Origin of the sequence: Streptomyces dryopteridis, assembly GCF_049606955.1 — a bacterium.
Classification (GTDB): Bacteria; Actinomycetota; Actinomycetes; order Streptomycetales; family Streptomycetaceae; genus Streptomyces.
Window position 1 is genome coordinate 5,711,819 of sequence record NZ_CP187113.1, and the last position, 26,629, is coordinate 5,738,447.

Annotated in this window: 20 protein-coding genes and 1 pseudogene; 8 read left to right on the top strand and 13 right to left on the bottom strand. The window is 72.9% G+C overall.

What is annotated here, in order from left to right; all coding sequences use genetic code 11:
* The first annotated feature begins 276 nt into the window (after positions 1 to 276).
* The 3 genes from ACN20G_RS24745 (at position 277) to ACN20G_RS24755 (ending at position 3,572) form a co-directional block, all read left to right on the top strand.
* Positions 277 to 942 (top strand): M15 family metallopeptidase, encoded by a 666-nt coding sequence (locus ACN20G_RS24745; RefSeq protein ID WP_424215011.1) that lies wholly within the window; start codon positions 277 to 279, stop codon positions 940 to 942.
* Between the two features lie 26 nt (positions 943 to 968).
* Complete coding sequence (locus ACN20G_RS24750; RefSeq protein ID WP_424215012.1) at positions 969 to 2,006, top strand: YdcF family protein; 1,038 nt, start codon at positions 969 to 971, stop codon at positions 2,004 to 2,006.
* A 192-nt stretch (positions 2,007 to 2,198) separates the two neighbouring features.
* Positions 2,199 to 3,572: a cytochrome P450 gene (locus ACN20G_RS24755; protein ID WP_424215013.1), complete on the top strand. Its 1,374-nt coding sequence runs from the start codon at positions 2,199 to 2,201 to the stop codon at positions 3,570 to 3,572.
* 74 nt (positions 3,573 to 3,646) lie between these two features.
* Here the strand turns inward: ACN20G_RS24755 and ACN20G_RS24760 are convergent, their stop codons facing one another.
* From ACN20G_RS24760 to cseB, 4 genes are all read right to left on the bottom strand, one after another.
* A complete protein-coding gene (locus tag ACN20G_RS24760) occupies positions 3,647 to 6,172 on the bottom strand; it encodes an ABC transporter permease (RefSeq protein WP_424215014.1) in 2,526 nt (841 codons plus the stop codon).
* Between the two features lie 70 nt (positions 6,173 to 6,242).
* A complete protein-coding gene (locus ACN20G_RS24765; protein WP_424215015.1) occupies positions 6,243 to 7,043 on the bottom strand; it encodes an ABC transporter ATP-binding protein in 801 nt (266 codons plus the stop codon).
* A gap of 243 nt (positions 7,044 to 7,286) precedes the next feature.
* Positions 7,287 to 9,332 (bottom strand): ATP-binding protein, encoded by a 2,046-nt coding sequence (locus tag ACN20G_RS24770; protein ID WP_424215016.1) that lies wholly within the window; start codon positions 9,330 to 9,332, stop codon positions 7,287 to 7,289.
* The gene (gene cseB, locus ACN20G_RS24775) at positions 9,329 to 10,072 is read right to left on the bottom strand and encodes a two-component system response regulator CseB (protein WP_424215017.1); all 744 of its coding nucleotides are present in this window, start codon (positions 10,070 to 10,072) and stop codon (positions 9,329 to 9,331) included. Before cseB ends, ACN20G_RS24770 begins: the two co-directional genes overlap by 4 nt.
* A gap of 421 nt (positions 10,073 to 10,493) precedes the next feature.
* Here cseB and ACN20G_RS24780 point away from each other — a divergent pair, with 421 nt between their 5' ends.
* Positions 10,494 to 11,555, top strand: a complete 1,062-nt coding sequence (locus ACN20G_RS24780) for an alpha/beta hydrolase family protein (RefSeq protein ID WP_424215018.1) — start codon at positions 10,494 to 10,496, stop codon at positions 11,553 to 11,555.
* Positions 11,556 to 11,816: 261 nt separating this feature from the next.
* On the opposite strand, the gene ACN20G_RS24785 is transcribed toward ACN20G_RS24780, so the two are convergent.
* From ACN20G_RS24785 to ACN20G_RS24795, 3 genes are all read right to left on the bottom strand, one after another.
* A complete protein-coding gene (locus tag ACN20G_RS24785; protein ID WP_424215019.1) occupies positions 11,817 to 13,676 on the bottom strand; it encodes a SpoIIE family protein phosphatase in 1,860 nt (619 codons plus the stop codon).
* 162 nt (positions 13,677 to 13,838) lie between these two features.
* Positions 13,839 to 14,099: a hypothetical protein gene (locus tag ACN20G_RS24790; protein WP_424215670.1), complete on the bottom strand. Its 261-nt coding sequence runs from the start codon at positions 14,097 to 14,099 to the stop codon at positions 13,839 to 13,841.
* Positions 14,100 to 14,200: 101 nt separating this feature from the next.
* On the bottom strand, positions 14,201 to 14,761 hold the full coding sequence (locus ACN20G_RS24795) for a DUF5994 family protein (RefSeq protein ID WP_424215020.1): 561 nt from the start codon (positions 14,759 to 14,761) through the stop codon (positions 14,201 to 14,203).
* A 294-nt stretch (positions 14,762 to 15,055) separates the two neighbouring features.
* On the opposite strand from ACN20G_RS24795, the gene ACN20G_RS24800 reads away from it, so the two are divergent.
* On the top strand, positions 15,056 to 15,541 hold the full coding sequence (locus tag ACN20G_RS24800) for a DUF5994 family protein (protein WP_424215021.1): 486 nt from the start codon (positions 15,056 to 15,058) through the stop codon (positions 15,539 to 15,541).
* Between the two features lie 51 nt (positions 15,542 to 15,592).
* On the opposite strand, the gene ACN20G_RS24805 is transcribed toward ACN20G_RS24800, so the two are convergent.
* Positions 15,593 to 16,015: a MarR family winged helix-turn-helix transcriptional regulator gene (locus ACN20G_RS24805; RefSeq protein WP_424215022.1), complete on the bottom strand. Its 423-nt coding sequence runs from the start codon at positions 16,013 to 16,015 to the stop codon at positions 15,593 to 15,595.
* Positions 16,016 to 16,203: 188 nt separating this feature from the next.
* Between ACN20G_RS24805 and eno the strand changes: the two genes are divergently transcribed.
* Entirely contained in the window at positions 16,204 to 17,490 is a 1,287-nt protein-coding gene (eno, locus tag ACN20G_RS24810; protein ID WP_424215023.1) for a phosphopyruvate hydratase, read from the top strand.
* A 56-nt stretch (positions 17,491 to 17,546) separates the two neighbouring features.
* Here eno and ACN20G_RS24815 read toward each other — a convergent pair.
* The 4 genes and pseudogenes from ACN20G_RS24815 to ACN20G_RS24830 all read right to left on the bottom strand — a co-directional run bounded on the left by ACN20G_RS24815 (position 17,547) and on the right by ACN20G_RS24830 (position 24,247).
* A pseudogene (locus ACN20G_RS24815) lies at positions 17,547 to 18,090 on the bottom strand (hypothetical protein).
* A gap of 433 nt (positions 18,091 to 18,523) precedes the next feature.
* On the bottom strand, positions 18,524 to 20,383 hold the full coding sequence (locus tag ACN20G_RS24820; protein WP_424215024.1) for an ATP-dependent nuclease: 1,860 nt from the start codon (positions 20,381 to 20,383) through the stop codon (positions 18,524 to 18,526).
* Between the two features lie 902 nt (positions 20,384 to 21,285).
* A complete protein-coding gene (gene exaC / locus ACN20G_RS24825) occupies positions 21,286 to 22,809 on the bottom strand; it encodes an acetaldehyde dehydrogenase ExaC (protein ID WP_424215025.1) in 1,524 nt (507 codons plus the stop codon).
* Positions 22,810 to 22,867: 58 nt separating this feature from the next.
* Positions 22,868 to 24,247, bottom strand: coding sequence for a GAF domain-containing protein (locus ACN20G_RS24830; RefSeq protein ID WP_424215026.1), 1,380 nt, complete (start codon positions 24,245 to 24,247; stop codon positions 22,868 to 22,870).
* A gap of 244 nt (positions 24,248 to 24,491) precedes the next feature.
* Between ACN20G_RS24830 and ACN20G_RS24835 the strand changes: the two genes are divergently transcribed.
* Positions 24,492 to 25,085 (top strand): MOSC domain-containing protein, encoded by a 594-nt coding sequence (locus ACN20G_RS24835; RefSeq protein WP_424215027.1) that lies wholly within the window; start codon positions 24,492 to 24,494, stop codon positions 25,083 to 25,085.
* Between the two features lie 120 nt (positions 25,086 to 25,205).
* Positions 25,206 to 25,586, top strand: a complete 381-nt coding sequence (locus tag ACN20G_RS24840; RefSeq protein WP_424215028.1) for a ClpX C4-type zinc finger protein — start codon at positions 25,206 to 25,208, stop codon at positions 25,584 to 25,586.
* 44 nt (positions 25,587 to 25,630) lie between these two features.
* Here ACN20G_RS24840 and ACN20G_RS24845 read toward each other — a convergent pair whose 3' ends face one another.
* Entirely contained in the window at positions 25,631 to 26,494 is an 864-nt protein-coding gene (locus tag ACN20G_RS24845; RefSeq protein ID WP_424215029.1) for a hypothetical protein, read from the bottom strand.
* Between the last annotated feature and the right edge of the window lie 135 nt (positions 26,495 to 26,629).

Genomic DNA, 26,629 nt, shown 5'->3' on the forward strand with positions numbered 1-26,629 from the left:
CCCCACCCTGCCCGTCCAACATCCCCGGAGGACCCCGCGATGCGCCGCCCCGGCCTCACCCCCGGCCACTCGGTGGCCCCGCACACCTTCGTCGCCCTGGCCGACGTCGACCCCCCCCCCCCACCCTGCCCGTCCAACATCCCCGGAGGACCCCGCGATGCGCCGCCCCGGCCTCACCCCCGGCCACTCGGTGGCCCCGCACACCTTCGTCGCCCTGGCCGACGTCGACCCCACCCCCCCCACCCTGCCCGTCCAACATCCCCGGAGGACCCCGCGATGCGCCGCCCCGGCCTCACCCCCGGCCACTCGGTGGCCCCGCACACCTTCGTCGCCCTGGCCGACGTCGACCCCACCATCGGCCAGGACCTCCGCTACGCCGGCCCCGACAACTTCGTCGGCACCCCCCTGGACGGCTACGAGAGGGCGACCTGCCTGTTGACAGCCCCCGCCGCCCGCGCCCTCGGCCACGCCCAGGGCCTCCTGGCCCCCCTCGGCTACGCCCTGCTCGTGCTCGACGGCTACCGCCCCCAGCGTGCCGCCGACCACATGCTCCGCTGGGCCGCAGGCCCCGAATGCCCCGCCACCCGCCGCCGGCACCACCCCCGAGTGCCCAAGGACCGCCTCTTCGGACACGAGCACCTCCACCCCCGGTCCGGTCACGGCCGGGGCAGCACCGTGGACGTGACCCTCGTCGACCGCCGGGGCGACGCCCTCGACATGGGCACCCCCTTCGACCACTTCGACCCCCGGTCCCACGCCGCGAGCACCGAGATCGAGCCGGAGGCGCGAGTCAACCGGCAACTGCTGGACACCGCGATGTCCCGGGCCGGCTTCCGGGGCCTGGCCACCGCCTGGTGGCACTACACCCTCCTCGAAGAGCCCTTCGCCGACACCCACTTCGACTTCCCGACCACCCGCACCGCCCTCCTCCCGCCCCACTGACCACCCGGACGGAAAGCCCCGCCCCCATGGCCCTCGTGTCGGCTCTGATCCCAGCCGTTCTGCTCCTCCTCTTCCTCCTCTTCCTCGGGCTGTTCACCGCGAGCGTCCGACAGGACCGACGCCGCTTCCGCAACGCCGTCCTCCTCGGCCTGGCCGTGATCAGCGGCCTCTACGGGCTCTACACCCTGGGCCGGTACCTGCCCGAACCGTGGAACGGGGTGGGGCACACCCTGGTGGCCGTCGTGCAGGGCACCGCCGTGCTCGTCCTGGTGGGCTTCCTGCTCGCCAACGGCCTGTCCATGGCCCGCAAGGAAGGCCGCCGGCTCGCCAACCTGCTCTCCGGCCTCGTCGGACTGGCCCTGCCGGCGGTGCTCCTCCTGATGTGGTCGGCCGCCTCGCCGACCACACCCGCGGCCTGGACGGGCGCCACCGCCTACATCGTCTTCACGACCTCCTACGTCTCCTTCCTCTTCCTGTGCTTCCTCGGCTACGCCTTCGTGTACGGCCGCGGCATCGTCCGCGAGGACGTCGACCACGTCGTCGTCCTCGGCTGCGGACTCCTCGACGGGGACCGGGTGCCGCCGCTGCTCGCCTCCCGCCTGCGCAAGGGCCTGGAGATCCACCAGGCGCAGCTCGCGCGCGGCGGTCCCGCCCCGATCCTGCTCACCTCGGGCGGCCAGGGACCGGACGAGACCGTGCCCGAGGCCACCGCCATGGCCCGCTGGCTCGTCGCGCACGGGGCCCCCGCCGACCACGTGCGGGAGGAGAACCGCTCGCGGACCACCACCGAGAACCTCGTCCTCAGCCGCGAGATCATGACCGCCGACCGCCCGGACTCCCGCTGCGTGATCGTCACCAACAACTTCCACGCCTTCCGCGCCGCCATGTTCGCCGCCGAGGCCGGTGTGAACGGGAACGTCATGGGCTCTCCGACCGCCGCCTACTACTGGCCCAGCGCCACGATCCGCGAGTTCGTCGCGGTCTTCTGGCAGCACCGGCGGGCCAACCTCGCCGTCTGCGCGTTCATGATCGTGCCCGCGGTGATCGTGGCCCTGACGCTCTGACGGGCCCGCTCGTCCCACTCAGTGGGAAACGTGCCCGCCGCGCACCCTCGGGATCGGGCCCGCAGGCGTGCCGGGGGCCGCGCGGGGGCAATGATCGTCCGGAGCCGCGGCGACGCCGCGTGCCACGGGAGTCGACGCGGGGGTTTTGTGGTGGGTACGGGACGAGTACGTGAGGGTTCGGTTCCGACGGGGGTGCCGACGGCCTCGGGCGCCCTGCCGGTGGTGGGCCACGGCGCCGCCCTGCTGCGGGACCCGATGGCCTTCCTGACGTCCCTCTCCGCGTACGGCCCGCTGGTGACCGTGATGATCGGCGGATCGCCCACCGTGTTCGTGTCCGACCCCGGGCTCGCCCGGCAGGTCCTCACCCACGACCGGGTCTTCGACAAGGGCGGCCCCATGGTGGAGCGGGCCCGCGCCGTGGTGGGCAACGGGCTGGTGGGCTGCCCGCACGCCGAACACCGGCGCCAACGCCGACTGTGCCAACCCTCGTTCCAGCCCGAGCGGCTCGCCGACTACGGACGCCACTTCCTGGAGGCGGCCCGGGTCACGGCGGCGGGCTGGCGGGACGGGCAGATCGTGGACGTGGTGGCCGAGATGCAGGTCATGGCCATCCGGGCGGTGCTCGACACCATCTTCTCCGGGGGCCTGCCGGCGGGTGTCGTGGCACCCACCCTCGCCGACCTGGACACGGTGGTCGGCGGGGTGTTCCGCCGCATGGTGACCCCCTCGGCCCTGGAACGGGTCCCGGTCGTCGGCAGCAGGGGCTTCACGGAGGCCCTGGCGCGCCTGAACCGGACCATGGAGAGCCTGATCGAGGTCGGCCGCCGGCAGGCCGCGGCCGGCACCGAGGACCCGGCCGCGGCCGGGCAGGGCGTGACGGACGCGGCGGAGAACCTGCTCGGCGTCCTGATCCGCACCGTCGACCCCGAGGCCGCCGGGGACGCCCGCACCGCCCGTCTCGACCGGGGGGAACTGGCCGACCAGGTGTTCACGTTCTTCGGCGCCGGCTCCGAGACCACCGCCAACACCCTCGCCTGGGCCTGGGAACTCCTCGGCCGGCACCCCGAACCGGCCGGCCGGCTGTGGCGCGAGATCGCGGACGCGGCCACCGCCGGGCCCCTCACCCACGGGCGACTCGCCGAACTCGACCTGACCGACCGGGTGGTCACCGAGACCCTCCGGCTGCGCCCGCCGGCCTGGCTCATCGGCCGCCGCACCACCGAGCCCGTCGACCTGGGCGGCGTGTCGCTGCCGGTCGGCACGGACGTGGCCGTCAGCCCCGTCACCGTCCACCACGACCCCGCCTGGTACCCGGACCCGGAGCGCTTCGATCCGGACCGCTGGGTGGGGGTCCGGCCGCACCGGGAACGGTTCCTCGCCTTCGGCGGCGGACCCCGGCGCTGCATCGGCGACCGGTTCGCGCAGACGGAGATGGTGGCCGCCCTCGCCGTGATCGGCTCGCGGTGGCGCCTGGAGACCGTGGACGCCCGCCCGCCCCGGGTCGTGCCCGGGATCACGCTGCGCCCGCGCGGACTGCGCATGCGGGTCCGCGCGCACACGGCCTGAGGCCCGACACGAGTGAACGCCCGCCGGGCGACGGGGGATCCGTCGCCCGGCGGGCGTTCGTGGCACCGCCGGGGCTACTGCGCGGCGGTCGCCGACGGGATGTCCACCTGCGCGGCCCGACGGGCCGGCAGCAGCGAGGCGAGCAGGGCGCCGCCGACCGCGAGGCCGATGCCCAGGGCGAGCCGGCCCCACGGCAGGACGAAGTCGTAGCCGACCACGGACGCCTGGAGGGTGCGGCCGAAGGCCCAGCCCAGGAACACGCCCGCCACGGTGCCGATCACCGCGCCGAGCACGCCGACCACCAGGGCCTCCAGCCGGATCATCCGGGCCACGCCGGGCCGGTCCAGGCCGATCGCGCGGAGCATGCCGATCTCCCGGCGACGCTCCATGACCGACATGGCCAGGGTGTTGGCGATGCCGAGGGCGGCGATCACCAGGGCCATGCTGAGCAGGGCGTAGAAGATGTTCAGCCCCTGGGCGAGGTCCCCGCTCTCCATCTCGATGATGGTCCTCTTGTCCAGGACCGACAGGGAGGGGTTGTCGCCGAGGGCCTTGACGATCTCGGCGTGCCCGGCCTTGCCCAGGCCGCTCTTCGGGGAGACGAGGACCTTCTGGATGCCGGGAGCCTCGTCGTAGCGGGAGACGAGATCGGCGGAGGCGGTGATGCTGGGCATCACGGGGTCCTCCTCGTTCGCCTTGTACACGGCCCCGATCGTGACCTCGCCCTGCTTGTCGTGCCGGACGAGCGGAAGCTTCTGGCCGAGCTTCCAGCCCTCCTTGGCCATCTTGAAGTCGGCGACGGCGATCTGCCCCTTGGCGAGGACGTCCATGGAGCCGGAGACGAGCTCGTGCCGCATCAGCTTGCCGACGGAGGCGGGGTCCACGCCGGTGATCACGGACTCACGGCCGTCCAGACGGTAGGTCGTGGACATCCGCAGCGGGGTCTGGGTGGCGCCGGGGATCTTGGCGACGGCCGCGACCGTCTCCGGCGACAAGGGGCCGCCGTCCGCGGACTCCACCAGGTAGTCGGCGGTGAAGGAGCCGCCGGTGGACCGGTCGATGTAGGCGTTCGCGGAGGCCCCGAGCACGGACAGGCCGGAGGCCAGGGACAGGGCGATGGCCAGGGCGGCGGCGGTGGCGCCGGTACGGCGCGGGTCGCGGACGGTGTTGCGGGTGGCCAGGTCGCCGTGGACCGGGGCGAACCGCAGCAGCAGCGGCCGGATCGCGGCGACGAAGGGCCGCGACAGCAGCGGGATCAGCAGCAGCACGCCGGTCAGGGCCACGGCGGCACCGAGCCCGAGCACGGTCCGGGAGTCCTGGGTGTTCTTGATGAACAGGCCGATCACGACACCGGCCACACCCGCGACCAGCGAGCCCGTGCCGATCTTGCTGCGCAGGCCGCCGACGGTGGCGGGGGCGGCGGGCTCGGCCTCGCTGAGCGCGGCCATCGGGGGGATGGACATGGCGCGACGGATCGGCAGCCAGGCCGCGAGCACCGGGAGCACCGTGCCGACGACGACGGCGATGAACACCACGTCGGGGCCGATGACCAGCGACGCGACCGGGGACTCGTCGGTGGCGAAGAGCACCTGGAGGAGCTGGGCGACACCCACGCCCGCCGCGATGCCCATCACCGAGGCGACGAGGCCGACGAGGGCGGACTCGGCCAGCAGGATGTTGCGGACCTGGTGCCGGGTGGCGCCCACGGCCCGCATCAGGGCCAGCTCGCGGGTCCGGCGGGAGACCAGCATGGTGAAGGTGTTGGCGATCAGGAACGTGGCCACGAACAGGGCGATGCCGGCGAAGCCCGTCATGATCTGGCTCATGGTGTCGCTGTCGCTGGACGCCATCATCGCCGCGGTGCGGGACATCTGGGCACCGGTGACGGCGATGGTCCCCGGCAGGGTCTTCTCGACCTGGTCGGCGAGGGCCATCACGTCGGTGGAGGGCTCCACCGCGATCTCGATCGAGTTGTAGTGACCGGGCTCGCTGAACAGGGCCTGGCCGGCCGCGTCACCGAACAGGACCAGGCTGCCGCCGGGCGGGAGCTTGGAGTAGTCGGTGGTGAACAGGCCGGAGATCCGGTAGTCGGCGGCGGCCCCGCCGGTGCCGACCCGCGCGGTGTCCCCGACCCGGTAACCGGCCTTGGCCGCGCTGTCCTTGTCGAGGGCGATCGACTTCTCGTCGGCGGGGCCCGCGCCCTGCACGAAGGCGTAGGCGGGGTCCACGCCCTTGGCGTTGGGGGCGAAGTTGCCGCCCTGCCGGAAGTTCTTGCTGCCCAGCAGCCTGCCCTCGCGGTCGGTGACGGCGGTGAACCCGCTGACGCGGCCCGCGGCGGCGGTGACCCCGGGCAGCTTGGCCAGGGTCGCCGCGTCGGCGGACTTCAGGGAGGCGGGGGGCTTTCCGGGCTCGTTCTTCGGATCGACGTTGAGGTCGATGTTCTTGAAGCCGGCGCTGACGCGGTCGACGCCGGCCTGCTTCTGACTGTCGCCGTAGACGAGGCTGCCGGTGATGAAGGTGACACCGAGCATGACCGCGAACACGGTCATCGCCAAACGGGCCTTGTGCGCGAGGACGTTGCGCAGGGCGGTACGGAACATGGCGGGAGAATCCTGGGGGGAGAGGGCTCGACGGGGGCCGAGCGGGTCCGGGTGGGGGCGTCGCGGGGCGTCAGCTGGTGCGCGCGCGGCCGTCGAAGCCCTTCATGCGGTCCAGCACCCGGTCGGCGGTGGGCCGGGTCATCTCGTCCACGAGCCGGCCGTCGGCGAGGAAGATCACGCGGTCCGCGTAGGACGCGGCCACCGGGTCGTGGGTGACCATGACCACGGTCTGCCGCAGTTCGTTCACCGAGGCCCGCAGGAAGCCCAGCACCTCGGCGCCCGCCCGCGAGTCGAGGTTGCCGGTGGGCTCGTCGCCGAACACGATCGCGGGCCGCGAGGCCAGCGCCCGGGCCACGGCCACGCGCTGCTGCTGACCGCCGGAAAGCTGGTTGGGGCGGTGCGAGAGCCGACCCGACAGGCCCACCATGCCCACGACGTGGTCCACCCAGCCCTGGTCGGGCTTGCGGCCGGCGATCGTCATCGGCAGCGTGATGTTCTCCAGCGCCGTCAGCGTGGGCATCAGGTTGAACGCCTGGAAGATGAACCCGATCCGGTCCCGCCGCAGCTGGGTCAGCTGCTTGTCGTTCAGGGAGCTCAGCTCGGTGTCACCGATGCGCACCGAACCCGAGGTGAACGAGTCCAGCCCGGCCACGCAGTGCATCAGGGTGGACTTGCCACTGCCCGACGGCCCCATGATCGCCGTGAACTGCCCCTCCCCGAAGGCCACGTTCACCTGGTCCAGCGCCACGACCCGGTTCTCCCCGTCGCCGTAGACCTTCGACAGGTTGCTCGTCGCCGCGGCGGCCTGCGGCGCGGGGATCCGCTCGCCCTGCTCGTGCGGCGGGGGGTAGGAACCAAAGGGGACGGTCATGAGAACTCCTCAGCGGGCGCCGGGGCAACGAAAGATCAAAAGGCGCGGTTCGAAGAGTGCCGGGGGAACGTATCGAAGCCGGGGCCCGTTTGTATCAGCGCCCACTCCGCTTGGCAGCAATCCGGCCGGACCGGCCCGGGGACGCGCGACACGGGTCGAAAGTCCCGGCCGGAAACGACGAAAGCCCCCACCCCCTCCGGTGAGGGGGCGAGGGCCGGAGCCGCGCACGGGGGGGCGACGGGATCACGCCTTGCGGAGCTTGCGGACGTCGTCGGTGTAGATCGCGTCCCCCTGCCAGGAGCGGTCCTGGTCCTCCAGGGCGGCCGCGCAGCCGATCTTCTCGTAGGCGGTCTTGAAACGCTCCCCGCACCACGAGAAACGGGTCTGGTCGGGATTCACCACCTGCTCGCCGTGGAAGGTGTACGCCGGGCGTACCTCCTTCTCGTACTCGGTGGTGGTCTTGTCGTAGGCGGCCTGGCGGACGGCGTTGTCGGGGCGCGGCACCCGGCCGTGACCGTCGTAGGTCTCGGGGTCGTACGGGGTCTCCTGCTTCGGCTGCGGGATCACCTTGCCGGCCACGTAGCCCACGGGGTTGTCACCGCCCGACAGCACCGTGAACCCGAACCCGCCGAGGAGCACCAGGCCCGCCGCGCCCAGGGCCAACCGGCCGGGCCGCGGCCACGCCCGACGGTCCGTGGTGGGAATCCGCGTGGTCTTGTCGCTGTCCATGGTCACCGCTCGCTCTCCGTCCTGTGCGCGCCCCCGGCCCGTGCCGCGGGTCGCGGCGGGCTCGGGCGGCTCGCGCCGTCCAGTGGCCGGGGAGGGGAGGTCGTCCGGGGGTCTGTCCCGGCGCGCGCTCGACCGCCGATGGCGGTGCCCACGGGTGACGTCCCGGTCGGGGACGTTGCTCCCGGCCTGATGAGGACGATCTTGCCCGGTGCGCGTATCGGGCCCCTGGCCGGTGGGTATCGCTCTCGGCGCCGCTTCGTATCGGTTCTGTAAGCGGGTGGGCGGCGGCCACTCGGGGCCGGTGTCCGGGGGCAGCAGCAGGGTGGCGACGGCCCCGCCGCCGGGGGCGTTGGCGAACCGCAGCTCGGCGTCGAGCAGGGCCGCCTGGCCCAGCGCGATGGTCAGACCCAGGCCGTGGCCGGAGCCCCGGTCGGCGGCCCCGGTGTGGAAGCGTCGTGGGCCGTGCGCCAGCAACTCGGCCGGGAATCCGGGCCCTTGGTCACGCACCTCCACCGAACGGGGGCCGACGGTCACCCGCACCGGGGCGCTCCCGTGCCGGTGCGCGTTGATGACGAGGTTGGCGACGATCCGCTCCAGGCGGCGCGGATCGGTCTCCACGAACCCGCCGCCCGCCCCATCGATCACCTCGGCGTCGAGACCGGTCCGGGTCACGGCGTCGGCGACGACGACGGCGAGCGGCACCCGCCCGCGCGCGGCCCGTTCGGCGCCCGCGTCCAGCCGGGAGACCTCCAACAGGTCCTCGACCAGATCGCGCAGATCGCGCACCCGGCCGCGCAGCAGGTCCTCGATCTCCCCCTCGGGCAGCAGGTCCGTCGCGGCCAGCAACCCGCCCACGGGGGTGCGCAGTTCGTGGGCCACGTCGGCGGTGAACCGGCGTTCGTCCTGGAGGCGTCGGGCGAGGCTGTCGGCCATCCCGTCGACGGTGGCGGCGATCTCGGACACCTCGTCACGCCCCCTGACCGGGCCGATCCGGGCCTGGAGGTCCCCGGCCGAGATCCGACGGGCGGTGGCGGAGACCCGGCCCAGCCGGTGGCCGAGCAGCCGTGCGCCGCCCACCGAGACCAGGGTGGCGGCCCCGACCCCGACCAGCGACGCCCCCACCATGCTGATGTCGAGTTGGCGCAGGTCGTGGAAATCGCCGCTCATGTTGGTCTGCACGGCCAGCACCGGGCTGCCCGGCCCGTCGGTCCGCTGCGCGGCCCAGAAGCTCGGCCCCAGGTTCCCCTGGATCCGTTCGTCGAGCGCCAGGTGCCGTTCGGCGTCACGCGGGGCGCGCAGTCGGGCGGGCAGGTCGGCCGGATCGAGTGCGGCGCCGTCCATGAGCTGCCCGGTGCGCCGGTGCATGTCCATCGCCGAGTGCAGCATGCTCAGGGCGCGGGCCTCGGCCCGCCCGTGCATGTCCTCCACCGTCCACACGTGCACCAGCGTCCCCACGATGGCCGCCACCAGACAGGCCGTGGTCGCGGCCAGCGCGGCGATCTTCGTGCGCAGGGGCGAGCGGGTGGGGTCCGGCTCGGGGAAGGGGTGTGGCGTCCTCACCGGCGGAACTTGTAGCCGAAACCGCGCGCGGTCTCGATGCGGTCCCGCCCGATCTTCCGCCGCAGCCGCTGCACGCCCAGGTCCACGACGCGGCTGTCGCCGTCCCACCCGTAGTCCCACACGTTGCGCAGCAGGGCGTGCCGCTCCAGCACCACCCCGGGATGGGCCGCGAACTCCAGCAGCAGCTTCAGCTCCGTCGGAGTGAGGGCGACCGGTTCACCGCCCATCGTGACTTCCAGACCGACCGTGTCGATCGTCAGGTCCCCGAAGACCAGGAGGTGTTCGGCCCGGCGCCCGGACGGGCCTGCGCCGTGCCGCGCGGGCCCCGGCGCCTCCGGCGCGTACGTGGCGCGCCGCAGCAGCGAGCGGATCCGCGCGACGAGCACCCCGGTGTCCACGGGCTTGACCACGTAGTCGTCGGCCCCGCCTTCCAGACCCGCCACGATGTCCAGCCCGTCACCGCGCGCCGACATCATCAGGATCGGCACCAGGCTCGTCTCCCGCACCCGGTGGCACAGGCCGATGCCGTCGAGCCCCGGCAGCATGACGTCCAGGATCAGCAGGTCGAAGGGCTCGGTCCGGAAGGTCTCCAGGCCGTCGAGCCCGTCGGCGGCGGTGCTCACGCGGTAGCCGTACCGCTCCAGGGCGGTGGCGAACGACCGCCGCATCAGTTCGTCGTCCTCCACGAGCAGCACGCGAACGGGGTCCGGGGAGGCCGAGGGCGAAACGGGGGAGGACACGGGAACACTCCGGCTCACGAGGAAAAGGGGGGCGGGGGCGCCGTGAACCCACGATAGGACAGCCACCGGCCCCGTCCGGGCGGTCGAGCAGAGGCGGGACGGGCATCCCTCCGCCCCGGAAAATCGCAGGTCAGAGTGGTTTTGTGAGTCGGACCCGACCTGGGATCGCGCCGCCCGCGAGCCCACCCGCGGGCTCCGGACCGGGCATCCGATGGGCAATGAAGCGCGAGCCGATACGCGCACGATACAAACGGGGCGCGGCACGCTCGGCGCCCATTGATACACGGACAAGCCCCGGGTGATGCACGACCGACAAATCGTCCCGGCAGAATCCGAAGGTCGACCGGACCACGCACGGCCCCGCGCCGCGCCCCGACGACGATCCCCCCGTCACCCGTGCCCCCGAAAGGGCTCCCTCCCCATGCGCATCGCCCCCCGCCGTTCCCGTCGCGTCGCCCTCGCCGCCACGGCCCTCGCCGCGGCCACCCTGAGCACGGCCTGCGGCGCGTCCGGCCCCGAACTGACGGGCACGGCCGAGGTCACCGAGCAGTCGGCCGGCGCGGCGGGCACGGCGCGACTCGCGTACGACTTCGGCGACACCGCCTACGCCCCGCCCGGCCTCGACGACAAGCGCATGGAGATGAGGGCCGCCGTCACCTACCCCAAGGCCCTCGGTGGCACCAAGCACCCCCTGGTCGTGCTGCTGCACGGCTGGGGCCAGGCCACCTGCGCCGACGGCGACCGGCCGGAGGGCAAGCAGCAGTGGCCCTGCGGGAAGGACACCAAGCCGGTCGACAACCACCTCGGTCACGGCTACCTCGCCGACGCCCTCGCCGCGAAGGGGTACGTGGTGGTGTCGGTGTCCGCGAACGGCATCCAGGCCCAGGAGGGCGGCGACGGGCACCGGGCCCGTGCGGCCCTGCTCGACAAGCACCTGGAACTGTGGCGGGACCTCGCGGACGGCAAGGGCGGGCCGCTGGAGAAGCTGGAGAGGTTCTCCGGGCACGTGGACATGAACCGCGTCGGCACCTTCGGGCACTCGCGCGGGGGCGGCGGCGTCCTCGCCCAGGCCCTCGACGACCACAAGCGCCCCGAGGGGGTCACCCTGCGCGGCGCCATGGCCTTCGCGCCCGCCCTGAACGGCGTCGACCTCGCCAAGGCCAAGCTCACCAAGGTCCCGGTCGCCGCCGTCGCCGGCACCTGCGACGCCATGTGGGACGGGCTGGACGAGGTCGCCACCCTCACCAAGGGCAACCCCGCCGTCGAACGCCACGACGTGGCCGGCGGCAACCACAACTTCTTCAACACGGTCTGGAGCCCCGGCACCGGCCCCGCCTTCGCGACGGACGACGCCGAGCAGCGCCCCGGCGGCCGCTGCGAGAGCGCCGACGGCGGGGGCGCGATACCGCGGCTCACGGCGGAGCGGCAGCGCGAGACGGCGGTCCGCCTGGCCACCGCCTTCTTCGACGAGCACCTGAAGTGATCCCCCGCGCGACGGGGTAGGCGGTGGGGGAGTACCGACACCCGACACCCCACGCACCGGGAGGCACGATGCCGCACCGGAGGAACACAGGACGCCGCCCCCCGGCCGCGCCCCCGCCCGACACCACCCCCGCGGACGCGGACACGGCCGTCGCCCCCGACGCCGGCGGCCACCGCGCCAAACGCGAACGCCCCGGCATCGGCCGCGAGGAACAGACCCGCCCCCACGACCCCGAGCGCGACGCGACCGGGGAGGACCGGGTCAGGGGACGCGCAGGGCCAGCATGACCACGTCGTCCTCCGGCGCCGGGTGGGCCATGCGGCGCCCGATCCGCCGGCACAACTCGTGCGTCGGCCCGTCCCCGTACCGCGCGAGCAGCCCCGCCAGGCGGTCCACGGCCCGGTCGATGTCCTGCCCGCGCCGCTCGACGAGCCCGTCCGTGTAGAGCAGCAGGGTCGAGCCGGACGGCAGCTCCCGCCGGTGTTCGGTGCGCGGCAGGTGCCGCAGCACCGGGTGCAGCAGGACGCCGTGCTCCGTCAAGCGGGCCACCCGACCGTCGGGGGTGCGCAGCAGCGGGGGCGGGTGGCCGGCGTTGGACCAGGTCAGCGGCCAGGGCGCGCCGGGCGGGGCGGGGTCGAGCCGGGCGTGGACCAGTGTGCCGCCCGCCTCGATGGGCAGCACCGCGCAGGCGCTGTTCAGCGCGGTCAGCGCGGTCGCCGGGCTGTACGGGGGATGGTCCAGCGTGGCCTGCCTCAGCATGCTGCGGACCTGGCCCATCACGGTGGCGGCGTGCACGTCGTGACCGGTGATGTCACCGACGGTGATCATGAGGGAGGGCTCCGCGCCGGGCGCGGTGACGGGCAGGTGATAGGCGTCGTACCAGTCGCCGCCGATCATGTTGTCGTTGGCGGCGGGCTGGTAGAAGGCGCTGATCTCGACGCTGTTGGCGAGCGGGAGGTCGGTCAGCATCGCCTCTTGCAGCTCCCGGGCCACCGAGACCCGTTCGTCGAGGTAGCGGGCGCGCTCCACCGCCTGCGCGACGTACCCGGAGGCCGCCGTCAGCAGGGCCCGCTCGGTGATGCCCACCTCGTGCCGCACGGCCCAGCCGACGGCGAGCACCCCCAACAGCGTGCGGCTGCCCCACAGCGGCAGGGACAACAGGGTCGTGAGCCCCAGCCGGTCGGCGAGGGCCACCGCCTCGGGGCCGAAGCCGGCGACGAGGGCCGGACGGTCGGGCACGAACACCGTCCGGCCCTCGCGGGCGGCCCGGGCGCTGGGAAAGGCGGCGTCCACGGGCAGGGCGAGGGGTTCGCGGGCCGCGGGTGTGGCGTCGTCGGGGTCGGGGGTCCGGTGCAGGACCCCCCGGTCGGCGACGAACAGGGCCACGTACGAGGGCTTGCCCACGCCCGCGAGGAGGTCGCGCAGCCGCCGCCGGACGTCCTCCAGGCCCGAGGACTGGGCCAGCTCCTCCGCCGCCTTCAACAGCAGCTCGGCGTGGTCCAGCACGGTCTGGGCCTCGCGCTCAAGCCGCTGCGCCTCGCCCCGATCCCGGTCGGCGGCGGCCCGCGCCGTCTCCAGCACCCGGTTCACGGAGCCGCGCCGGCCCGACAGGATCCGCAGCCGCAGCTCGACCGAGCAGGCCGCGGCCAGGTCCGCCAGATCCTCCCGCTCCGAGTCCTCCCAGCGCCGGGGGCCGCGATCGAGCGCGCACAGGGCCCCCAGCGCGAGCCCGTCCTCGGTGGTGAGCGGCCGCACGGCGCACGCGCGCACGCCCACGCGCGCGAGGGCCGGGCCCAGCCCCTCGGGGAGGCGCGCGTCGGTGAGCACGTCGGACACGTCCAGGGACCGTCCGAGGGGCGTCAGGAGGCGGGCCAGGGGCGCCGCGGGCGGGAGTTCCCGCCGGTCCGCCGGGGATGCGAACGGGCCGAGGGTCCCGGGCAGGACCCACCGGTCCTCGGCGGCCAGTGCGACGAGGGCCCCGGGCACGCGGAGCAGCCGGGCCGTCAACCGGGCGAACCGTTCCATCCCGGGGTCGGAGGCCGCCGTCAGGGCCCCCTCGTCCAGCGCCCGCCCACGCGCGGCGCCGGCGGGTGTCCCCGACTCCCGGTCCCGCTCCGCCATCCCGTCCTCCGGTCCGGCGGCTCCCGGGCCGCCTGAGCAGCATCGTAGGACGGTCGGGGCGGAACGGCCGTTCGTGGGCCGGCGGGGCGGACGCGCGCGGGGCAGCGCGGGGGCGCGCTCACGCGGTGGACTGGAGCGCGCCCCCGCACGCGTCCGGTGTGCTCAGACCTCGTCCGCGTGCGCCGCCGCACCCACGGGGGTCGCGCGGGCGGCGGCCGTTCGGGGGCGGGCGGGATCGGCGGGGGTCGTCGTGTCCACGGTCAGGTGCAGGCGGGTGGCGCCGTCGAGACCCGGGTAGCTGCGCTGCTCCGCCCCGTCGAAACGGGCGCGCAACACCTCGGCGACCGCCCGGGCCGCCTCCGGCGTGTGCGCGATGATCCGCACCTCGGCGTGGCCGAGCGATGCCAGGGTCTCGTTCTCGATGTACTTCACGTGGGTGTGTTCCCTTCGGGATGCCGGTGGTACGGGAAGTCGAGGGTGCGGGGAGTCGGGAGCGCGGGTGCCGGGGGCGCCGTCCACCGCGTTCACCCGCGGTCGCGGGAGGTGGACGAGCAGGTCCCGCCCTCGCCCTCCCAGCGGGCCTCACGGCGGCGTGCCTCCCGCACCCGGGCCCCGATGACGGCCTCCCGGGCCGTCAGCACGCCCGCGGTGAGCACACCGCCCGGGATCGCGGCGGCGGCCATCAGCCGGCCGGCGGCCTCGGGGTCCGTCTCGGGCGGGACCACCAGGAGGTCCCAGCGTCCCGTGCGGTAGGAGAGCAGGAGCAGCGTGTCGGGGCCCTGTTCGGTGAACCAACCCACGTGCACGAGGCGTCCGGCCGCGGCGACGGTGTGCGGGACGACGGGCCACCGGGCGGGGTTGACGCTCACCCGCGTGACGCGGCCCCAGGGCCCGTCCAGTGCGGCGACGAGCGGCGGCAGCTCGACGCTCAGATCGCGGGAGCGGGGCCACCACGCCCCGTCGAGGAGACCGGGCCGGGCGGTCACCGGGGTCAGGGACAGCCGGGACGGAAGGGCCGCGGACGTGAGGTTCGGGAACTCGACGGCGAGGGGGGAGGGCGCGGTCCCGTCAAGGGCGGTGTGCATGAGGTGGGCCTGCCCCCGGACTGCCCGTCGGCAGTCCGGTTTCTCGGCGATCGCCGGAAACGACACTCGCGTGACGGCGAGTGTGCGAAGTGCTCCCAGTGGTTCCACTGTACGCCCGATCGGGGGTCGATGACCGGCGCGACCAGGTATTTTCCAGGCCCCGGCGCGGTCCGGGACGGCGCGGGGGGCGGCGGAGTACCGTGAAGGCACGGCCGGCCGGCGCACCCTCGTCGATCCGGCACCGGTGCCCACCTGCGACGAGGCGGTGCCGCACCCCATCGACGGGCGGATCCCATGGCCGACTCCGACGTTCCCCATCCGCCGGCACTTCTCCTGCCCGACGCCGTGCACCGGGCGGTCGTCCCCGGCGCCGCCCTGCTGCGGCTGGAGACCACGCGGTCCCGGGAAGGGCGGCTGGACGGGGCGTGGTGGCCGCGCTCGCGCGACATCCGCACCGAACTCCCCGCGCTCATCAGTGTGTTGACCGAACACCTCGGCCCCATCACCCGGGTCGGGGTGGACGCGTCGGCCTGGAACGACCTGCCGACCCGCCTCGTCGTCGACGGCCGGATCGTGCGCCTCGACGCCGACCCCGTCGGTGACGACACCGTCCTCGTCACCCGCGGCCACAACGACCACTTCGCCCTGTTGGTGGTGCCGCCGGGCACCCCCGCCGACGCGGCCCGGGAGGCGATGGCCCGCGCGGTCCGCGCCGACAACGTCACCGAGGCCGGCCGGATCCTCCTGGCCGAGACCCCCGCCCCCACCCCGCGCCCCTGACCCCCTGACCGGGGCGGCCCGCCCGGCCGGACGGGTCGGTGGTCGGACGGGTCAGTGGTCGGCGAGACGGGCCAGCAGGGCCGCGCTCCGGACGAGCAACTCCCGTTCCTCATCGGTGAGTTCCGCCTCGATGGCCTGCGCGAGCCAGCCGGCCCGGCGTCCGCGTTCCGCTTCGAGGGCCGCCCGGCCCTCGGGGGACAGCTCGACGAGGGACTTGCGGCCGTCGGTGGGGTGCGGGCGGCGGGTGATCAGGTTCTGCTCCATGAGCAGGGCCACCGACCGGGCCATGGACTGGGGGCGGACGCGCTGGTCGACGGCGAGGTCGCTGGTGGTCATCGCGCCCTCGCGGTCGAGCGTGCCCAGTACGGCGATCTGGCCGAGGGGGATGCGGTCCTCGTGCTTCACGCGGCGCGTGAGCCTGCCCATCGCGGTGCGCAGGTCGGCGGCGATGGCGGCGGCTTCCTGGGTGGGCATGGGAAATGGTACCCCGGCATCCAGCGAGACTGCACACCTGACCTGCACAGATCATCTGTACAGCCGCACTGTACAGCCATACTGCTCAGCCAAACTGCTCAGCGTTGCTGTATGGTTTTGCTCATCGGGCCCGGCGACACCGCCGCCGCCACCGGGGTCCGACACCGCGTGCCAGAGGAGGAACCCACATGTCCGACGCCGTCATCGAGAACATCCGGGCCCGCAGCGTCATCGACAGCCGGGGCAACCCCACCGTCGAGGTCGACGTGCTCCTGACGGACGGATCCCTCGGCCGGGCCGCCGTGCCCTCCGGCGCGTCCACCGGCGAGCGCGAGGCCGTCGAACTGCGCGACGGCGACGCCGCCCGCTGGCACGGCAAGGGCGTCGACCGCGCCGTGGCCCACGTCAACGACGAGATAGCGGCCGTCGTACGTGGTCGGGACGCGGCCGACCAGGCCGGGCTCGACGCCGCCCTGATCGCCCTGGACGGCACCGCGACCAAGGCCCGCCTCGGCGCGAACGCCGTCCTCGGGGTCTCGCTCGCCGCCGCCAAGGCCGCCGCCGCGGCGCGGCGCCTGCCGCTGTACCGCCACCTCGGCGGCCCGGACGCGCACCTCCTGCCACTGCCGATGATGAACATCGTCAACGGCGGCGCCCACGCGGACAATCCGCTCGACTTCCAGGAGTTCATGATCGCCCCCGCGGGCGCGGAGAGCTTCGCCGAGGCGGTCCGCATGGGCAGCGAGGTCTTCCACACCCTGCGCCGCGACCTGCTCGCCGCCGGGCACTCCACCGGCGTCGGCGACGAGGGCGGCTTCGCCCCCGCGCTGCGCACGGCCGAGGAGGCGCTGGACTTCGTGACGGCCGCCATCGAGCGGACCGGATACCGGCCCGGCCCGGACATCGCCCTGATCATGGACCCGGCCTCGTCGGAGTTCTTCCGCGACGGGGTGTACGACTACCGGGGCGAAGGCGTGCGCCGCACCCCCGCCGAGAACGTCGAATACCTGACCAAGCTCGTCGACGCCTACCCCATCGTGTCGATCGAGGACCCGATGGCGGAGAACGACTGGGAGGGCTGGCGCGAACTGACCGCCCGCATCGGCGACCGCTGTCAGCTGACCGGTGACGACCTGTTCTGCACCGACGAGAAGCTGGTGCGCGAGGGCGTCCGCACCGGCGCCGGGAACTCCGTCCTGATCAAGGTCAACCAGATCGGCACCCTCACCGAGGCGCTCGCGACGGTGGCCGCGGCCCACGCGGCGGGTTGGACGGCCGTCATGTCCCACCGCTCGGGCGAGACCGAGGACACCACCATCGCCGATCTCGCCGTGGCCACCGGCTGCGGACAGATCAAGACGGGCTCCCTCTCCCGCTCCGACCGCACCGCCAAGTACAACCAGCTGATCCGCATCGAAGAGGAACTGGGCGCCGCGGCCCGCTACGCGGGCCCCACCACCCTCAACCACCCCTGACCACCCCCGGACCCGGGCACCCACCCGGGCCCGGCCCGGATAGACTCTGACAACTGCTATTGGAGTGACTCCAGGCGGTGCCGGCAGATCAGTGAGCAGGTGAGGCTGAGGAGGGCATCGTGGATGCCGTCGTGGACTTCCTGGCGGATCCGCAGGTGGCGGAACCCGTGGAGCTGGGCAAAGGTCCGCTCGGGTGATCGACCTGGCCGCATGACGTCGCTGTGGTTGCCGCCAGTCAGGGTGGCCCAAGCGGCATGCCCGTCGCAATCAGTGATCAGGTGGTGCTTACTGCCGATTCTGCCCCCGACCAACCGGGCTGTGTCTGTTTTCGACCTCCCCTTTGACGTGCGTGTGTGGGGGCCGTCGACCACAGCCCGCGAGAAGTCGACGGCGCCGGCTCCACGGAGCCGGGCCGTAAGGGTTCTCGTGGATGCGCGGCCAGACGCCGCCAGCAGGTCACGCCTGAACCGAAGCCCAGTTCCGACGGGACGCGTTTCCCCACGATGCCTGGGTGCGGCACAAACAGGATCCCTTGCAACACCAGGCGATCCGGATGCCGCTCCCATCCCGGAACAGAGGCTCGATCACCGCCCACAACACGCCGTCGACGTCCCATCGAAGCCCTACACGGGGTTGGGAGGTGTTGCCCCCCGTACCGTGCCGGCAGCTCCCGGCTAATGACCGCTCGCCGCAGATGCCCAGCCGAGCACTCACACAGGGCCGTGAAGGGCTGACCACTGTCGCAGGATTGTGGTTCGTTCTGGGCGGGCCTTGGCCTCCCGATGTCAGTGCTGCGTGGGAGTCTTTGGGTACAGGACAGGGCGACGAGCGGAATGCTGAGGTGCAATGCCATGGCTGTGCGTGTTCGCCATTCGGATCCCCCCGCGCCGTCTGGGTGCCGATGGTGCGGTGAACAGAAGAGTCTCCATGGTCGGCGCTGGGTCTCGTCTGTCGGCGTGCACTCATGGGAGGAGCCGACCCGTGAGCAACGACTGAGCCGAATGAAGTCTCGCCGCGCACTCCGCAGCCGGGATCAGCCGCCGTCCGGCCAGTAGGACAACCCCACCTCGCGGGCCACCTTGATCATGTCCTGGAAGACCTGCACCAATGCGGTTGGCACATCGGAAGGCTCACGCAACCTGCTCGCCAGCTCGATGACCAGCTGCTCCTTCTTGTTGGGTGCACCTTCGGAGTGCTCGCGCAGCATGTTGTGCAGTGCTTTGCTGAACTTGCCGCCCGACCTGAGGGCGGTGACATCCTGGGCGGCCCACTGCCTTGCGTCCTTGCGAGGCCAGAGGGCGTTCATGGTGTCCGCCCACTGATCGTCGCCGAAGATGTCCTCCAACTCGTTCGGGTCACCCAGGAACAGGCAGTCCGCTTCGGTGAAGCCCTGCTTGTTCAGGACGCTGATGTTGAACTGTTTCTGCTTGTCACGCATGGTGTCGGCGTCGACGAGAAACACGACGGTGCGCCGATGCTCCTTCAGGAACTTGGCGAAGCTCAGAGCGCCATCGTTGCCCTGGCAATTCCACAGCGCGACGCCCGCAGACTGCATTGGATACCCGAAGGCACGCTTGAACAGGATGGGCAGTGCCGCGTACTCCGTGGGGCCCTCTACTCCGACGAAGCACCGTTCGTGCAGTAGGACGCTGTTGCGGAAGCCCAGGGAGAGGGCCATGTTCGACATGAACCGACGGGTCTCTTCATCGGTGCCGTCCGCGCCCAATGACTGCACGTAGGCGCGCCCGTTCCGACTGTGAAGGTGCACGATGTCCTGGATGTCGACGCCGTCGATCAGATTCAGCGAGTGCGTCGCCACTATCACGGTGGCTTGTTCGGCGGATGCCGAAACCTTGATCATTTCCATGATGCGGCGCTGGTGGTCGTAGTCCAGGTGGGTGTCGGGCTCGTCGTAGGCGATGATCACCCCACCGATGCCGTCCTCGGGGTGCTCCGACAACAGCTCCTGACTGGCCTCCCACAGAGCCAGTGACACACGCCGGGACCGGCCGGATCCGGCTGCCGTCAGCGAAACGGCACTCTGCCCCGGAGTCGTCGCGGTCAAAGACAGTCGATTCACGGTGGGCCGGAACTGCACACCCGGATCCACGGTGAACGCATCGAGGGCGCACCGGTCCTCCACGAGCTTCTGCAGCCGCGCGACATCGTCCTTGAGGAGCGCGGAGAACTCCTCCTCCAGGTCGCTGATCTTCTGCCGGGTCTCCTCACGCTGCGTGTACTCACGCAGCTTCGCCGTCAGGATGCTGCGCACCACCGCCTCCGGGGACTCGGCGGCGTCGCCCTTGAAGTACAGCAATTGTGGCAGCGCCGCGGCCACAGAATCGGGTGCCGCCACCCAGTCGGGGACCATCTCCGTTTCGGCGGCGTGCGCCTCAAGTGCCTCTACCCAACTAGCCTTCACGTTCGGCTGGTCCGTGCCCAACCGGACACCCAGCTCGGCAGCCAGCTCGCGCAGCTCGATGACCTTTCGCCCGGGGATGTCCCGCAGCTGTACATTACGGGGCGCGTTCGTCAACCACTCTAGACGGCTGCCCTCGCCCTCCACATGACGACGACGCACCCGCAGTGATTCCTGGATGCCCAGCGAATTTCGCTCTGCGGAGGATGAAACAAACCGGCCCTCCACCGTGACCGTACGGTGCTCTCCTCCCTCCTCGAGCGGCAGCGCCGTACGGGCTGGCTCTCTGACGGCGAAATCCGAGATGTCACTGTCGTCCATGGCGCGCTCACCGAGTAGGAACGCGATTGCGTCGAGGGTCGCTGTCTTCCCGCAGTCGTTATGTCCTGTCAAGATTGTCTGCTTGTGGATCGGGATGCCCCGAGCGTCGCCCAGCGAGCGGAAATTGGTGACGCTGAGTTCGACGAGACGCACGGTGCTCCCTTGCAGTACGGCCAAACGTCCGCGGTGGACAGCCAGAGTCACCCCGTGAGGCCCAATCGCGTCGACGTGTGGGAAAACTCTAGCGCCCACTGCGACACGGGAGGGGGGAGAGCCTAACGTTGCAACCCTGAGTGGCAACAGGGCGTCAACGGACGGGACCCTGCAGCCGTCGTTGGCACGGGGTGCCGCGGCACACGGAGTGGCGCCCCTGCATCTCCCGCACCAGCGGTTTTCTGTCCTCGGCTTACTGGAGACGTGGTGGACCAGACCGGCCGGCCCGGCCGATGGAAGATGTGGACGCTGCTGGGGTGGTCACGCCAGACTGGACACTCTCGATTCCCGTTCGCTACGGCGATCGCTTCCGGCATCCGTCCGGATCATCGTGGTAGGGGGCCGGGCCGCCCTTGCACGCCGCATTGGGGATCCGGCCGCTTGGCGCGGCCCGGCTCCGTGGAGCCGGCGCCGTCGACTTCTCGCGGGCTGTGGTCGACGGCCCCCACACACGCACGTCAAAGGGGAGGTCGAAAACAGACACAGCCCGGTTGGTCGGGGGCAGAATCGGCAGTAAGCACCACCTGATCACTGATTGCGACGGGCATGCCGCTTGGGCCACCCTGACTGGCGGCAACCACAGCGACGTCACGCGGCCAGGCCGATCACCCGAGTCGCTCGGAGGACTCTGTGCCCTTCCGCGCGATGCGGACACCTATGTGCTTGCCTCGGGTCATCATCGCAGCTGGGGGTAGTCGAAGGGCTTGTCCTCACGTGAAGATGCTGAAGCTTGAGGTGTCGGCCTCGGTGAGGGTCGTGTCTCGTTTGGTGACCCAGGGTCATCCGCTTCAGGGCGAGGCTGTCATGGGTGTTGCCGGCCGAAACTCCGACGAGGAGGTCTGTTAGAAGAATCCGAGCTTCTTCGGGGAGTAGCTGACCAGGAGATTCTTGGTCTGTTGGTAGTGGTCCAGCATCATCTTGTGGGTTTCCCGGCCGATGCCCGACTGCTTGTAGCCGCCGAACGCCGCGTGGGCCGGGTAGGCGTGGTAGCAGTTGGTCCAGACGCGGCCCGCCTGGATCGCGCGGCCCGCCCGGTACGCCGTGTTGATGTCGCGGGTCCACACGCCGGCGCCCAGGCCGTACGCGGTGTCGTTCGCGATGCGGATCGCGTCCTCGAAGTCCTCGAACGAGGTCACCGCCACCACCGGCCCGAAGATCTCCTCCTGGAAGATCCGCATCCGGTTGTCGCCCTCGAAGATGGTCGGCTCCACGTAGAAGCCGCCCGCCAGTTCGCCGTCGAGCTCCCGGCGCGCGCCGCCCGTGAGGACCTTCGCGCCCTCGCGCTGTCCCACCTCCAGGTAGCCGAGGATCTTGTCGAGCTGTTCCTTCGACGCCTGCGCCCCGATCATCGTGTCCGTGTCCAGCGGGTGGCCGGGCACGATGAGTTCGGTGCGGGCCACCGCCGCGTCCAGGAAGTCCCCGTACCGGCCCCGCTCGATCAGCGCCCGCGACGGGCACGTGCACACCTCGCCCTGGTTCAGGGCGAACATCGAGAAGCCCTCCAGCGCCTTGTCGCGCAGGTCGTCGTCGACCGACCAGATGTCGTCGAAGAAGATGTTCGGGCTCTTGCCGCCCAGTTCCAGGGTCACCGGCTTCAGGTTCTCCGCCGCGTAGCCCAGGATCAGCCGGCCCGTGGCCGTCTCGCCGGTGAACGCGATCTTCGCGACCCGGGGGCTCGACGCCAGCGGTTTGCCCGCCTCCTCGCCGAAGCCGTTCACCACGTTGACCACCCCCGCCGGCAGCAGGTCCGCGACCAGGCCGAGCAGGTAGTGCACCGACACCGGGGTCTGCTCGGCCGGCTTGAGGACCACGGTGTTGCCCGCCGCCAGCGCCGGCGCGAGCTTCCACACGGCCATCAGGATCGGGAAGTTCCACGGGATGATCTGCGCCACCACCCCCAGCGGCTCGTGGAAGTGGTACGCCACCGTGTCGTCGTCGACCTGGCTGAGCGCCCCCTCCTGGGCCCGCAGCGCGCCCGCGAAGTAGCGGAACTGGTCGATCGCGAGGGGGATGTCCGCCGCCAGGGTCTCCCGGACCGGCTTGCCGTTCTCCCAGCTCTCCGCGACCGCCAGCGCCTCCAGGTGCTGCTCCATCCGGTCCGCGACCCGCAGCAGCAGCGTGGAACGCTCCGACGCCGCCAGCCGGCCCCAGGCCGGGGCCGCCGCGTGCGCCGCGTCCAGCGCCTTCTCCACGTCCTCCGCCGTGCCCCGGGCGACCTCGCAGAACACCTCGCCCGTCACCGGCGTCCGGTTCTCGAAGTACCCCCCGCGCACCGGCGGCACGTACTCCCCGCCGATCAGGTGGTCGTACCGGGACCGGAATTCCATCAACGCGCCCTCGGTGCCCGGTGCGGCGTAACGAGTCATGCCGGATCCTCCCGCAGTCGGGCGCGACCCGCCGTCGGGCCGCGCTCCTCCACGGACCCTAGGAGCGGGCAGGTTGCGAGGACGTTGCACGTCCCTCCCGGCGCGGACCGGGGTCCCCGGACCACCCCAACTCCGCGTCGAGGGAGCGCGAACGGGCCAGCGCGGCGGGTCGCCGAGGCCCCGGCAGGGCCGCCGCCAGCGCCCGCCACACCGTCACGTCGTCCTCGCCCCACGGCGCGCACACCCAGTCCGTCAGCAGGCCCACGTCGGCCCGGGCCACGAGCGCCGCCCGCGCCTGCTCCGCCAGCCGCTCCCGCAGCCGCACCACGCCCGGCGCCGTCGAGGCGGGCAGCAGCGGCCCTCCGTACTCCGCGAGCGCCGCCGACGTGGCCCCCGTCGCCAACAGCCGTGCCACGTCCCGGAAGTCGACCCGCGTCGGACGGGTCAGCCGGTACGGGCGCGAGGCCACCGCCTCCGCCCCCACCACGGCCCGCAGCCGCGCGATCTCCGCCCGCAGGGTCACCGCCGGGGCCCGCTCGTCCTCGTACAGCGCCGCCGTCAGCTCCTCCCCGGTCAAGCCCTCGGGCCGGTGCGCCAACAGGACGACGATCTCGCTGTGCCGCCGCCCGAGCCGCACCGTCCGGCCCCCGGTCCACCACAGGGCCTCGTCCCGCCCCAGCGCCGTCAGCACGTCCGGCCCCGGCCCCGGCCCTGCCCGCCGGTCCTCCGGGCCGGTCCCGAACGCCGCCCCCGCCTGCGCCTCCGCCGCCCGCGCCACGGCCTGCACGAACGCCAACGAGTGCGGATGCGCCAAGGCGTCCCCGCCCGTGATGTCCACCGCGCCCAGCACCCGCCCGGTGCGCGGGTCCCGGATCGGGGCCGCCGCGCAGGTCCACGCGTGCGCCCGGCGGCTGAAGTGCTCGGCCCCGAAGACCTGCACCGGTTCGCCCAGGGCCACCGCCGTCCCCGGCGCGTTCGTGCCCATCGTGGACTCCGCCCACCGGGCCCCGGGCACGAAGCCCAGGCCCTCGGCCCGCCGCAGGGTTCCCGGGTCCCCCTCCACCCACAGCAGGGTGCCGCGCGCGTCGCACACCGCCAACAGGTGGCGTTCCCGCGCGGCGAACGCGCCGACCAGCTCGCGCACCACCGGCAGGGCGCGCGCCAGCGGGTGCCCGGCCCGGCGGGCCCGCAGCTCGCTCTGGGACCACTCCACCGACGGGGCGCACTCCGGGCTCAGCCGGGCCCGCGCGGCCCGCCGCCAGGATCCCGCGATCACCGCCCTGACCTGGCCGTCCACCCGGCCCTCCCGGGTGAAGACGGCGTGCGCCCGGCGCAGTTGCCGGGTCCGTTCCACCGGGTCCGTGCCGTGGGGCAGGGCCGGCGACGGGCCGTCCTCCGTGTCCTTCACCAGCGCCCTCCCGAGTCCGCGGGCTCCCATCGTGCTCGGGGGGTCGGGGCCGGACAAGCCGTGCGCCGGACAGAAAGGGCCGCCCGACGGCGCGCGGGAGCGCACGACCGCGACGGCGGGTGCCCCCGTGCGCCGGGCGGGTGCGGGGAGGGGCCGGCCCGGAGGGGAACCCGGGTCACGGGCCGTGACGTTGCGCAGGGAGGATGGGGGCGACACGAGACGGTGTGCGCGGGCGCAGGCGCAGGCGCAGGCACACGAGCACGAGGGGGAACACATGGACACGAGGGCCACGGTCACGGCGGTCGCGCGCAACGAGGTCTACTCGTTCACCAAGCCGAACCGGGGGAGCATCACACTGCTCACCGGGCTCGGGGTCGAGGGGGACGTGCACGCGGGGGTGACGGTCAAGCACCGCTCCCGCGTGGCCCAGGACCCCACGGCGCCCAACCTGAGACAGGTCCACCTGATCCACCGGGAGCTCTTCGACGAGGTGGCGGGCGAGGGGTTCCGGGTGGGGGCCGGGGACCTGGGGGAGAACGTCACCACGGAGGGCGTCGACCTGCTCGCCCTGCCCACCGGGACCCTGCTGACCTTCCGGGCGGCGGGCGCCGAGGAGCCGCGGGAGGGGGACTCGGAGCCGGATTCCGCGGCCGTGGTCGAGGTGACCGGGCTGCGCAATCCCTGCCTCCAGATCGACGCGTTCAGCCCGGGACTCCTCAAGCGCCTGGTGCTGCGCGACGAGGAGGGGCGCGTGGTCCGCAAGGCCGGGATCATGGGCGTGGTCCGCCGGGGCGGCGTGATACGGCCCGGGGACGAGATCCTCGTGACCCTGCCAGCCGAGCCCCACACGCCCCTCGAACGGGTCTGAGGCCGACGCGGAACCGCCACTTGTCAGGCCACTCCTGACACCCATAGGGTGCGTCTGTCAGGGCCGGCCTGACAGGCGGGCCGTCGTCGTGCCCCGCCTCGAATCGGGAGGTGGTCCGTCATGGTCGTGACGGAGAGGGAGCGCGAGGAACGCGAGGCGCGCATCTGCTCGTTCTGCGGCAAGCGCGAGGCGGACGTGGCCAAGCTGATCGCCGGGCCCGGCGTGAACATCTGCGACGCGTGCGTGGATCTCGCCGGATCCATCGTGGCCGAGTACCGACCGGGTCCGACCGAGCTGCGGATGCCCTCCTGGGGTGAGTTGTCCGACGCCGAGATGCTGGACCGGCTGCCCCGGATCGCGTCCCTGGTCGACCGGGTCGAGGCCGACCTGCGCGCGTGGGTCATGGAGCTGCGGCGGCGCGGGGTGACCTGGGCCAGGATCGGCGAGGCCCTCGGGATCACCCGCCAGTCGGCCTGGGGTCGGTTCTCCGGGGAGGAGTGACCCGGGGCCGGCGCGATCGGTGAGCGGGATCGCGGACGCCGTGGTCAGGGGATGTGGCGGGCCAGGGCGTCGAGGGCCGCGAACAGCTCCCGCGCCCGGGGGTCGCCGGGCCACGGGACCACCCCGTGCGGTTCGGCGTCGAGCAGCACGAAGGCCATGTCGTCGGTGCGGGCCGTCAGCGACCAGCCCGGGCCGTCCACCCGCAGCAGCCGGGCCTCCCCGCCCGCGAACTCCGACCGGATCCGCCCCGCCGGCGGGTGCCGTTCCAGATAGCCCGCCGCCTCCGCCCGCACCCGCGCCAACCCGGGGTGCGCGGTCCCCGCGTCGGGCTCGGGCCCCGAGGCGGCCGGATCGGGCTCCTCGGCGGCCCGTGCGCGCCACTCCTCCCAGTCGCGCGCGATCAGGTCCGCGCCCAGCCGCCGGTGGGCCGGCCCCCAGCCCTCGTCGGCCGGCGGCGCGAGCGGCACCCGGCCCGTGCCGTCCTCGCCCTGCGCCGGGTCGTGCGGCTCCGGCACGCCCGGCACCGACACGGCCAACCGCATCGGCCAACCGGCCAGCGAGACCACGACGGTGTCCTCGTCGGGGGAGAGGTCGTAGGCCATCCCGCAGTCCCAGGCCGCGATGGCGCTCGCGACCAGGGACACGTCGTCGACGACCACCGTCCACCGCGCGCCCCGTTCGTCCTGACCGAGCACCAGTCCGTAGCCGTGGGTCGTGGCGGGCACGCCGAGCACGGCGCAGGCGGCGGGGAAGTCGTCGCCGAGGACGGCCGGGAACCGGGCGGGGGTGAGGAGCGCGGCGGTCAGCACGAACAGCTCGCCGGCCGTGTCGCCCTCGTCGCCGGGGTCGACGCCCTCGGCGCGGACCTCGGCACCGGCCCCGACCGCCTCGGGTTCGGCGTTCCCCACGACGTACCCCCTCCGCTCGCCGGCGCCTCTCGTCCGGCGCACCTTAACCAGTGGGTAACCTCGGCGTCGAGGCCCCGGACCGGCCGATTCGCCGCCCCGAGGCGCTCGGTACCCTCCGATGGGCCGTCAGGTGCC

Excerpts from the sequence above, each read along its gene's own strand:
- ACN20G_RS24830 (WP_424215026.1), bottom strand. The coding sequence starts at position 24,247 with ATGGGAGCCCGCGGACTCGGGAGGGCGCTGGTGAAGGACACGGAGGAC.
- ACN20G_RS24765 (WP_424215015.1), bottom strand. The coding sequence starts at position 7,043 with ATGACCGTCCCCTTTGGTTCCTACCCCCCGCCGCACGAGCAGGGCGAG.
- ACN20G_RS24835 (WP_424215027.1), top strand. The coding sequence starts at position 24,492 with ATGGACACGAGGGCCACGGTCACGGCGGTCGCGCGCAACGAGGTCTAC.
- ACN20G_RS24760 (WP_424215014.1), bottom strand. The coding sequence starts at position 6,172 with ATGTTCCGTACCGCCCTGCGCAACGTCCTCGCGCACAAGGCCCGTTTG.
- eno (WP_424215023.1), top strand. The coding sequence starts at position 16,204 with ATGTCCGACGCCGTCATCGAGAACATCCGGGCCCGCAGCGTCATCGAC.
- ACN20G_RS24745 (WP_424215011.1), top strand. The coding sequence starts at position 277 with ATGCGCCGCCCCGGCCTCACCCCCGGCCACTCGGTGGCCCCGCACACC.
- ACN20G_RS24840 (WP_424215028.1), top strand. The coding sequence starts at position 25,206 with ATGGTCGTGACGGAGAGGGAGCGCGAGGAACGCGAGGCGCGCATCTGC.
- exaC (WP_424215025.1), bottom strand. The coding sequence starts at position 22,809 with ATGACTCGTTACGCCGCACCGGGCACCGAGGGCGCGTTGATGGAATTC.
- ACN20G_RS24800 (WP_424215021.1), top strand. The coding sequence starts at position 15,056 with ATGGCCGACTCCGACGTTCCCCATCCGCCGGCACTTCTCCTGCCCGAC.
- ACN20G_RS24785 (WP_424215019.1), bottom strand. The coding sequence starts at position 13,676 with ATGGCGGAGCGGGACCGGGAGTCGGGGACACCCGCCGGCGCCGCGCGT.
- ACN20G_RS24780 (WP_424215018.1), top strand. The coding sequence starts at position 10,494 with ATGCGCATCGCCCCCCGCCGTTCCCGTCGCGTCGCCCTCGCCGCCACG.
- ACN20G_RS24750 (WP_424215012.1), top strand. The coding sequence starts at position 969 with ATGGCCCTCGTGTCGGCTCTGATCCCAGCCGTTCTGCTCCTCCTCTTC.
- ACN20G_RS24795 (WP_424215020.1), bottom strand. The coding sequence starts at position 14,761 with ATGCACACCGCCCTTGACGGGACCGCGCCCTCCCCCCTCGCCGTCGAG.
- ACN20G_RS24805 (WP_424215022.1), bottom strand. The coding sequence starts at position 16,015 with ATGCCCACCCAGGAAGCCGCCGCCATCGCCGCCGACCTGCGCACCGCG.